The organism is Nostoc flagelliforme FACHB-838 (assembly GCF_014698065.1).
GTDB classification, from domain to species: Bacteria; Cyanobacteriota; Cyanobacteriia; order Cyanobacteriales; family Nostocaceae; genus Nostoc; species Nostoc flagelliforme_B.
Window position 1 is genome coordinate 1 of record NZ_JACJSI010000209.1, and the last position, 10,398, is coordinate 10,398.

The 10,398-nt window shown below is 40.2% G+C and carries 9 protein-coding genes; 3 read left to right on the plus strand and 6 right to left on the minus strand.

The window, feature by feature from the left end:
- Positions 1–851, minus strand: an 851-nt coding sequence (locus tag H6G97_RS37465; protein WP_190945771.1) for a serine/threonine protein kinase, incomplete at its 3' end; no start/stop codon positions are given.
- A gap of 426 nt (positions 852–1,277) precedes the next feature.
- On the opposite strand from H6G97_RS37465, the gene H6G97_RS37470 reads away from it, so the two are divergent.
- The 3 genes from H6G97_RS37470 to H6G97_RS37480 all read left to right on the plus strand — a co-directional run bounded on the left by H6G97_RS37470 (position 1,278) and on the right by H6G97_RS37480 (position 3,094).
- The gene (locus H6G97_RS37470; RefSeq protein ID WP_190945772.1) at positions 1,278–1,601 is read left to right on the plus strand and encodes a hypothetical protein; all 324 of its coding nucleotides are present in this window, start codon (positions 1,278–1,280) and stop codon (positions 1,599–1,601) included.
- A 219-nt stretch (positions 1,602–1,820) separates the two neighbouring features.
- Positions 1,821–2,057 (plus strand): hypothetical protein, encoded by a 237-nt coding sequence (locus tag H6G97_RS37475; RefSeq protein ID WP_190945773.1) that lies wholly within the window; start codon positions 1,821–1,823, stop codon positions 2,055–2,057.
- Between the two features lie 665 nt (positions 2,058–2,722).
- Positions 2,723–3,094 carry a hypothetical protein gene (locus tag H6G97_RS37480; protein WP_190945774.1) on the plus strand — a complete coding sequence of 124 codons (372 nt, stop codon included), beginning with the start codon at positions 2,723–2,725 and terminating at the stop codon, positions 3,092–3,094.
- A gap of 21 nt (positions 3,095–3,115) precedes the next feature.
- Here H6G97_RS37480 and H6G97_RS37485 read toward each other — a convergent pair whose 3' ends face one another.
- The 5 genes from H6G97_RS37485 to H6G97_RS37505 form a co-directional block, all read right to left on the minus strand.
- On the minus strand, positions 3,116–3,364 hold the full coding sequence (locus tag H6G97_RS37485) for a hypothetical protein (protein ID WP_190945775.1): 249 nt from the start codon (positions 3,362–3,364) through the stop codon (positions 3,116–3,118).
- Positions 3,365–3,383: 19 nt separating this feature from the next.
- On the minus strand, positions 3,384–3,617 hold the full coding sequence (locus tag H6G97_RS37490; RefSeq protein ID WP_190945776.1) for a hypothetical protein: 234 nt from the start codon (positions 3,615–3,617) through the stop codon (positions 3,384–3,386).
- A gap of 159 nt (positions 3,618–3,776) precedes the next feature.
- Complete coding sequence (locus tag H6G97_RS37495) at positions 3,777–5,834, minus strand: calcium-binding protein (protein WP_190945777.1); 2,058 nt, start codon at positions 5,832–5,834, stop codon at positions 3,777–3,779.
- Positions 5,746–8,919, minus strand: coding sequence for a lectin-like protein (locus tag H6G97_RS37500; protein ID WP_190945778.1), 3,174 nt, complete (start codon positions 8,917–8,919; stop codon positions 5,746–5,748). The genes H6G97_RS37495 and H6G97_RS37500 overlap by 89 nt, the downstream gene beginning before the upstream one ends.
- Before the next feature lie 61 nt (positions 8,920–8,980).
- Positions 8,981–9,889 (minus strand): GNAT family N-acetyltransferase, encoded by a 909-nt coding sequence (locus H6G97_RS37505; protein WP_190945779.1) that lies wholly within the window; start codon positions 9,887–9,889, stop codon positions 8,981–8,983.
- Positions 9,890–10,398: the final 509 nt, after the last annotated feature.

Here is a 10,398-nt window from a genome sequence, read left to right on the forward strand (position 1 = left end):
TTGATCTGACCCATCTCTGCCAGTTGCCCGGCGCAGCGTTCTAGATCCGCTTTGATGCCCCAGGCACTTTGATAGCGATCCTCCGCATTTTTCGCCATCAACTTCAAAATTATCCCTGAAATAGGTTTGGGAATCGTGGCGTTCAATTTATGCACAGGAATCGGCGGTTTGGCAATATGATAATGGACTAGCTCTAGCACGTCTGTGGTGGGAAATGGTAGTTGTCCAGTGAGCAGTTCGTAAAATGTCACGCCAAGGGAGTAAAAATCGGTGCGGTAATCGAGTAAACGGTTCATCCGCCCGGTTTGCTCTGGAGATAAGTATGCGAGTGTTCCTTCTAAAACATGAGGACTTTTGAAAGTTGGATTTGTGCGATTAAATTGGGTGGCAATTCCAAAGTCAATAATTTTGACAACGCCAGTATCGAGATTGAAGACTATGTTTCCAGGGTTGATATCTTTATGAATGATATTAGCTGCATGGATTCTGCCCAGAATATCGCACACAGCGATCGCCACATCTACAAAAGTGGATAAAGGCATGGGGCAGAAAATATCTGGGCGCTTGTGCATCCATTGCTCTAAGGACTCTCCCCCAAAATCTTCTAAAATAATCACCAGAGTGCGTTGATAATCCTGCTGGCTGTATGCCTTAATCACTCCTTCCAAGTTAAGGGAACGAGTAATTTTATATTCTTGTCTGTAGCGAGTTAGTTCTTGAGGTAAGGGATAATCAAGCTTTAGCATTTTTACGATGATCCCTACTCCATCGTCTCTGATGCCTCGATAAACTAGAGAATTGTCACTTTCGTATATTTTGTTTTGGATAGCAATACCAGGTAGAACAATCATAGAGCAGCTCTTGAGAGGATAATCTGGTACACCTCAAACTATACAGTAATCCAGCTATCTACATTTTTCATCTTCTGAAACCCTATTTGATTTTGTTCATTTCTAGCCAGTTGCAAGGTGATGGCGTTCACTTGCGAGTGCTGTATCAATAATGTAGAGCGTTTCTACAGCACTCGTTTGACAACTGGCGTAGCACGGGACACCAAAAGCGGAAAGTTTTGCCACATCCCTCGTACAACTTCTTGACTGTCCCGTTGTGTTGATATCTCCATTGAAACTGCAACCCAAAGACATTAGATGCCAATTTGCCAAAATTGTTTAGGGTGTTATCTTATCTCGTATTCAGACTCCAGAAGATTCAACAATTTCTCTTCTACAGCAGTAAGATAAGGTCGATTTAGCTTCCCCAACGACTGCAACAGACTTTTGACTGTCTCCTCTAGCGAATCGGAATACACCCGACTGATGCGCTCACCTACGGTGGGCGGTTACGCCATCGCAAATCACCTGCATCTGCTCACACTCGGCAGGCAAGTAATCGTAAGACTTCAGATGTTGCAACCCAACAGCGTACTCGCCATCCCACATTCTCACGCTGCAACTAAAGTCATTCACTGCGCTGACAATTGCCCAACAGCCACCTTTGCCTCTCAGTTCAGGTTTGTCCTTGGCAAGGATTTGACAGACTTCCCCAATTTGGTAACTGCTGGGTACTTAGGTGCTTTCCATAATTTGTTGCACCCATATTGAACAATGCAATGCGATGAGTAGTACTTTACCATCGGCTCGTTGTACACCGTCTGCTAAACCTCTTGTTTTCGCCCAGCTCACATTAATTAGGTTTAGCCTTACATTTACTAATCCTTTAGTAGAAGTATATTCCCAACCAAAACTTTTCTTAAGAAAGAGGTATTAATTAAAAAATTTATTAACAATTGTAAAGATAGTCCAAAAAATCAACAAAAATCTATGCAATCACCAGAAGCTCAAACAACAAAATTCGAGAGTAAAGCTCCTTTGTCAAAGGATACTACTTCCCCTATTCAGCCCGAATCAAAAACCGAGCCAATAACTCAGGTACAAGCAGATAGCGTGCTGACCCGCGAACAATTGCCTAACAAGGGATTTCGTATTGCCCTCACCCTGGTTACTAGCGTGATTATTCTAAGTGTTGTCGCTATTTATTTTGGCATTATTCATCCTTAGTACATTGTTACAAAATCCAATGGCACACCCCTTAAAGCTAAATCGACTATAAGACCTATGGGTGTGGGGTTTAATAATAAAGGAATTTATTAAGGTTGCACTTAATTTTGGCTTTTCTGATTTTTTCCTATACCCTACACCCAACCGTCTATATCCAGTCACAGCAATAGTTTTACGTTTTCAGGCGGGACATACCTTTTCGCTCTAATAAAAGGTGATTCCTCTGTTCCGGCTCGATTAGCCCAGAGATTTCAACAGCCGTTAAGATGACAGCTTCAAAATTATCATTTTTTCACTCCCAATACCTGCAATATCTCCTTCACCGCCGCTTTCTCCCGCTCCATCTCCTGAACTCAATTTAGCAACCGCTTAGGAATGTACTTCCACGACTCGACCTAGCGATTGCCCTGACTCTAAAATTTATAATGATAGTACGGCTGTGGTTAATCTCTGCCGCTCTTGGTAATTGTTCGCCAATGAATACTACCGCGACCTTCCCCTTTGTACCGTCTTATTTTACTAGGGCTTACTGCAATACTCAACAGCGATAATATCGATACAGTTGGGCGGTTGATAGTTTCAGCTTAACAATAGCGACTAAACTACCTGCTGCGTCAATTACTTCAATTCGGGTGAGCGCATAGACATCTTTACTAGGAAACAATATGGCAGACCTTAGCGGTAATTGGTTAGGAACTTACTGGCAAGATGACATTCCTAGTCGCTTTGAAGCAACCTTTGTTCAGAGTGGAAATACTTTTAGTGGTTCCATTTTGGATGACAACTATTTAGGAGAAGCTCAGGTCAATGGCGAGGTAATTGGGCGCACTGTCAGTTTTACTAAACGTTATTTAGTTACCTCACCTGTACCAGTTAGATATACAGGCATGGTTTCAGAAAATGAAGATTATATGCAAGGAGAGTGGAATATAGGTTTGCAGTATTCTGGTTTATGGGAAGCACGACGCGGTGGAGAAAACCTGATTGTAGATTTACAAACTCGGCTTGAACAGCAGACTTCATTGACGATGACTTAATCGCTGGCATAAATCCCTGCCTTACCCCCAGGCTTCCTTATGTGTAATTTCCGACTCTAAGAGACTTAGCACTTTTTCTTCCAGCGCCGTCAAATAAGCCCGATTCAGCTTTCCTAACGATTCCAAAAACTTCTGCACCGACTCCTCCAGCAAATCTGAATACACCCGACTGATGCGATCGCTAATCTCCTGAACCTGCTGACATTCGGCAGGCAGGTAGTTGAAGGACTTCAGGTGCTGCAAGCCAACCGTGTACTCCCCATCCCACATTCTCACGCTGCAACTAAAGTCATTCACTGCGCTGACAATTGCCCAACAGCCACCCTTGCCTATCGCGTTCCTCCGCCTCGGACAACTCTTCTACTTCAGCACCAGTAACCGTAATTGTTGCTGTAGCAGGATTTTCTGGATCAAAGGTGTCTTCGGCAGAACTAGCGGATGGTTTTGAATTGTTGGATGTAACAGAGGTGGCTTTTTTGCGCTTAAAAGGTGGTTTAGCGGGACTTAAACATTTTTGAGGCATAAACAAGCCTCAAATCCATACAGGGCAAGCAAAATACACCAAATTCTCAAAAATACTTGACAGACTACTAGATATATCAATAAACTAGGCAAAACGATGTCAAAGCCCTTCTGCATATAGAATTGAGGTTTTTTATGCCTACTTTTTGTCTAAGTCCCACTAACTGAACAAAACATTAGTGCCAAACAGATTGACATTTACATCAGTATCACTAAAGCCAGATGTACCGGATAATGTAACTAATAACTCACCTATACCAAAATCAGCGTTACCAGTAGTACCATCACCCAAACGCAGTAAAGTATTAATACCTGATGTCACGACATCAATATTGCTAATCCCTGTAAATTGAATTTGATCACCACCGACACCACGCACAAACTGATAAACAGTATCTGTACCATCGCCAAAGGCATAGTTAACGATATCAACAACACTATCGTTGGCACCTACATAGAGTTTATCGTTACCAGTACTGCCAATTAGTGTATCTGCACCCATTTTACCATAAAGGGTATCATTACTTATACCACTGTCTAAGTAATCATTACCGTCTTTGGCATCAATGTAGTCATTTTTTGGTGTTCCGACAAGGTTATTGTTATTATCATCGCCGTTAATAAAATTAACACTATCATTAATAACATTAATAAGAGATTGCCAATTAAGATCGGAGATATTTTCAACAATAGTCTTAATTTCTGGATCGGATTTCCAGATTTCAACAACGTTCTTTAGATTGCCAAGCCATTGTTCTAATCCATTTTGCTCCAGTGCCAGAACTTGACCTGATTTAACACTATTACTAATATCTTGCCAAGATAATTGGTTATTTTGTTGTAGCTGGATTTGGAAAGCGGCTTCATCTTTCCATAAATCAATAATTTGATTCGTAACAGCTAACCAATCCTGAGAATTATTACTCGCTTTAACTTGATTAACAAAATTATTGGTTTGTTGCAGTTTCTCTTGCTGTTGGGGCGTTAAGGTCGTAGTCTCAGCCCAAATATTAATGATATTTTGTAGAGCTGTTCCCCAGGCAGGTACAGTATTAGCTTCAACGGCTTTGGACAGATTTTGACCTGAGCTAACACTCGCTTTGATGTTCGCCCAGTCAATATTATATTTATCTTTGAGAACCAGGCGTAGTCCGCTATCTTTCTCCCAAATACTTAAAATTTTATCACTGGCTTGAATCCATTGCTCAGTTTTATTATCTGCGATCGCCTTGGCAATAATTTGACCCGATTGAGCAACTGCTTTTACCTGTGTCCAAGATAAACCAATAGTTGACTCTAATTTTTGTTTTAGGGTTGTTTCTATGGTGCTGACTGTATTTTGGATATTGGTTTGAATGGTATCTTGACGATTTTTGGTATCTAAAATCCCTGACGCATTGAAAATTCCTTCAACTTCACTCCAAATCACTTTCCCTGCATCGGTTACTTTTTGACGCAGGATCGGATCATCTTTCCAAAGCTGATAAACATCTTTGATACCATTTAGCCAATCTTGGTAGTCATTGTTGTCCAAGGCTTGATCAATAATTGTGTCAGCTTTACCGTAGGCTTTGTATAAAGCATCGCTCGCTTGACCAATTTTGTCGAGTTGATTCCAGTTTAAGCCAATTAAACTTTCTAAAGATTGATTTAATGTTTGGTCAGTAACCCAGAAGTTGACCGTTTGTTTAAGGGCATCCCGCCAAGTATCATAGGTTTTTTGATCAATGGCCGTATCAATTGTTTTCCCAATCGCCACAAGGTCTTTTAATTCTTGCCAGTCTAAATTGGTTAAGCTTTTGACTTGATTTTGCAGAGTAGTATCTTTTTCCCATAGAATTAAAATCTGATCGGCAGCCTTCAGCCAACTGGTTGCATCACCACCTTTATCGGCTTGACGCAGAGCTTCAGAGGTCGAGCCAATACGGGTTAATTGTTCCCACTTGAATCCTGTGGTGGTTTCAATTTTTTGTTGTAAGGTGGCATCATCAACCCAAATATTCAGAGTCGTTTTGAGGGCATCTCGCCAATTAGTGAAATTACCGTTATCAATGGCAGTGGCGATCGCCTGGCCAGCATTAATAAATTGCTTTAAATCGTCCCAGGTAACCCCTGTGATTCCACCCAGTTTATTGCGTAAGGCTGTTGCATCTTCTGCCACGCCTAAAAGTTGATCTACCGCCGCAACCCAACTGTCCGTTCGTTTTTTTCTTTCCATACCAGTTTCGTTCGGTATAGCTACGTTGTTCTGTCCAGGTGGGGCCAGCTTTGCGGCTAAGTTGCCAATGGGTTGTGGCTTGTTGTTCGTACCAATCGGCTTGGGAGAGGGCGGCGGCGGATTGAGCCTGTTTTTGAGTGCTGTCTGCTTTGATCCCTTCGATTTGTTGTTGGGATTCGTTTATTTTTTGATTAATTTGTGTTTGAAGATTAGCAAGAGTTGTGGCTTGGTTTAGTTCGGGGTAGTATTTATCGCGCAAAGTTCGCAGAGTCGTGGCGGTTTTATCACCTGCTTCGTACTCCTCTAAAAATTGTTGAATTTTGTTAGGATTTTGTTCAGTTTGTAAGGTGAGGTGTGCAATTTCTAACCGCAGATTTTGGAGAGCGCTGATATTACTTGTTAACTGCAATTTGTAGAAAAGGTGGTCGTTCTGATTCAAGCCATTAATACTTACTATAATGTTGCTCTCTTTCTGCTGAATATATTTCTGTAGGGAAGTTTCTATCCATTGTTCTTGTAAATCATTGGCTAAATCAATTTGAACGGTGAAATCTTGAGTCTCATTGGCAATTTCTTTTGCCAACTCATTGACAATTAACGGACTTAACTGATTCAACCTGTTATCTAATGGAACTCGTTGCAACTCAAAGTTTTGAAGAGATTGCAAAGCTGAATTTTCATTGCTTTGTGCGGTTTCTAACTGTTGTTGAGCATTATTTATTTGTTGGGTAACTACTTTAAAATCAAGTTCAATAATTCCTGAATGTTGTATGGGGGAAGAATAGTACTCACCGTATGCTTCCTCAGATGCAGGTGCCCATTCACTCCCGTATGTCATCTGCCCAAACCTGATAGTCGCAAAGTTAGTAACATTAGTGTTCGGCAAAGGTCCCCAACTTCCTGCATCGCCCGATCCGTAGTCGATATAATAACCAAAGTTTGTAAAAGTTACAGGATCACCATTAGCCCATTTCCAAACTCCCTCTTGATCTTTATCCGTTAATCCGATCCACAATTGTGGAAAATAAGTATATCCATTATCACCTCCAACATAATATGGACTTATTGCTTGGGAAAAATTATTGAAAATCCATGCTTCTTCATTAGCATCATTAATAGATACTAAATTAGCCCCAAGTGACTGAGCAAAATTTTGTGTCTCAGTCCAGGTATTGCTATCTGTTAAAAAATAATAACTTCCCGTTGTCGGATTAAAAACAGCCCCACGAGAATTAGCTATTGCAATCCTATCATTATAAGCTTGTTGTGCTTGGGCTAATTGCTGTTCTTTTTGCTGACGAATAGTTAGCTTTTGGAGCCTATCATTCGATAAGTTTAGCCACTGCTGATCAAATATTGCATAATCATTTTCCAAGGTAGCATATTCTTTTTCCAAATCTATCAACTGTGAAATATGAATCAATTGGGTTGACAATAACTCTGTTTGTTCAACAGACTTTTTTTGAAGCTCAATATTTTCTCCCAAATCATCCACAGTTTTTGCCAAAGCATTCCGATAGTTAATCTGCTGATCCTGAATAATAATAGCCTCATCCAACTGAATCCCATTCAATACATAATCACTATATGGATCAGCTAAATTATCCTCAATATAACCAGCTACACCCTCAAAAGCTGTTAAATTGGACTGAAATAAATTATTAACATCAACCGTAAATTGATGATTATCCTTGAGATTTTCTGCCCAAACATCACTTAACCCCCTTAACTGTTGGACAAACTGGGGAACCAAATCCACATAGCCTGCAATCGTATTTACCTGCACCGCATTACTTGCCGAAGTTTCTGCCGCAAGCTGACCATTCAGAGACTCCAAACGCCCCTGATTAATCTCTAAAGCTTCCAAAGCCAACAATTGATACTGTTGCTCTAATTTTTCTAACTTACCCTGCTTAAGAGATAACGCTTGAGTTAACCCATTTAAAATATCTGTAGATTGATTCGACTGGGCTAAATTCTCTTGTAAACTCGTAATTTTTGTTTGAACCTGAGTAATAGAATCCTGCAACAAATTTAAAGACAAATCCGTTGCTAATAACTCTTTATTATTTTCAACAAACGTATCTAAATCCTGTTGAGCAGACACCTTTTGCGTTTTAAGTTGATCCAACTCAGACTGCACCTGAATCACACGCCCAGTTGTACTATCCACAATTGCTTTTTGACTTGGAATGTCAGTATCCTTTAACTGCGTCAAATCCGTCTGTGACTGACTCAACTGCAAATCCAATAACGCTAAATCATTCCCACTTTGAGTACTCGCAAAAGACAACAGATTATTTTTGGCCTCTAGCTCATAGTAATACAGCCAAACCTGATTCGTTTTAATATTTTTCGTTTCTTCTAAAATAGGCAAAGACTGCTTAAAACTATTCACTTGCTCGAGAATACTCGCTGCTTGCTGATTAAGCTGATTTGCCTGAACTTGATAAGAATCCCGCAGATTTACTTGTACTTCATCCGTTACCCAATTATAAACATCCTGTGTGATGGACTTCCACAACCTTTTCTCTCCCATTTTTACCCAGTTCTGGACATACTGATTATGGTAATTCGCTTGCTCCTGAGCCGTTTGAGCCTGCTGAATAAACGAATCATAACTGGCCACCAACGCCAGACCATCAGTAATTTGCTGCTTAACCGCCGCCACTTCAGCCTCAGTTTTGGTAATATTCGCCTTAATTACCTCAATTTCTGCTTTGATTGCCGCCTTATGACCATCCCCATCCCCAGAAAGCATCTGCTTACGATCCTGTAAACTCTGAATCGTAATTTCTAATTCATTCTGTTGCTTTTGTAAATTTGCTAGACGTTCTTGCTCAATGGACTGATTACTGACTGCCAACAATAACTCATTTTCTATCTGCCCTAACTTGTCCTCAACCGTATCAACTTTACTGCTCAACTGTTGATGCTTCTCAAAGGCCGTTTTAATACTTTGCTCAACCTTTAACTGGAGGGAAGAAATGGTTTCGCCATTGCTCAATAAATCCAGTGCAGCTAAGGTATTGCTCAAATTATTGGAATTTTCAGTGAGTAAGTTGATCGCTAGTTTGGTATTCATGACTAATTCTTGTTAACACTTTTAGGAAATAATTAAGTAGAAGTCGATTGGGGAAAAACTTTTAGGCAGCAAAGATATATTGACCTTCGCTATCTCGTTTCAGGGCTAATTTGCCTTCTTGGTAGTCATAAATCGGTAAACAAAACTGGGGAATGCCGTCCAATTCCTGAATTTCCCCTTTTTGATCGCGAGCTACAGGACAAACAACTAACTTGCCACTTTCATCAAATATCCACTGCTGAGTTTGTGGATCTCGGACGGGAATCGGATAAATGGGCAGCCCCCGCGAACTCTTTAACCACTTTCCTGCTTCATCAGTTAAAGGCTGAAGATAAACTGTTTCTCCCTTGAGATTTTGAACCACTTTTTGCGTTTGCGGGTCTTTGAGAGGAATTCTCCCAGGATTAGGTATTGCAATCTCTAAGTCTTGATAGGAAGGACGTAAATTTGGAAGATTATTGCCTGTAATGTCGTAATGTTTGGTGTATTGGATTGCTGCTTTCGTAAAACCAAAACGTTCCAATAGGGCATGAATCCCCGTTTGTTCAATGGAGATCAACAAATCTATATCCGTTACCTTCAGTTCTTGGGCTTTGGCGATCGCTGCTTGAATTAATAAATTAATAGTTGAAGGCTTGCGGTGAGCTTCTTGAACATACATCCCTAATATTGCTCCTACACGACGGGGTACGAAGGGATTTTCCAGCATCTCTAAGGCTGAAACCTGGGGAGGGGGAGCCTCGTCATAGATATAAATAAACAGAAACCCGACGATTTCTTCGGTATATTCCAATAAAAAGCCAAAAGACAAGGGCTTTTTTAACTGGTAGGTAACATAACGTTCATAGTCAAACTCTGCCTTAATCCGCATAGAGGGATCAGCTTGGTATCTGGCCTCGACAAATGCTTTCCATAGAGGAGCGATCGCGCTTGTATCAGCTAGGGTAGCAATTCTTTGGATATATGACATAATTTTCTCTGCTTTCCATAATTAGTATGGCCAAGTCAAGCGCTTATGTTAAAAGCCTTATTCAATAAAGCTTTCATTCTCAAAATCAAAGTTGCCAGTGTTCTTAATCGTGTAATACTAGCTAAGATAAAGCCTCCCAATCAGAAGTTGTTAAGGTTTTTATCAATATATTTTTAGAGGATATTTTAAAAGTCTCGAAAGGTTTAATTTTACAACTATACATTGGGTTAAGTGCAATGCCAAATCAAGGTTTTAGTCATTTATTCCAATGTCTTGCTGTGCTAAGTATTAAAGCAAAAGACCCTTCTAAAATATCCTCTTAGATGCATTTGCCCTAAGAATAAATCAATTCTGATTTTTGAACACATATATTATCTTAAAAATATGAGATATAGGAATCATATTTGATTTCTGAAAAAGGCTATGAGATAATACGGAGGTGTATATCTGTCTAACAGCGAACAATGATAAACCAGCATTTACAAGCGGCGATCGCAGAACTACAAGAA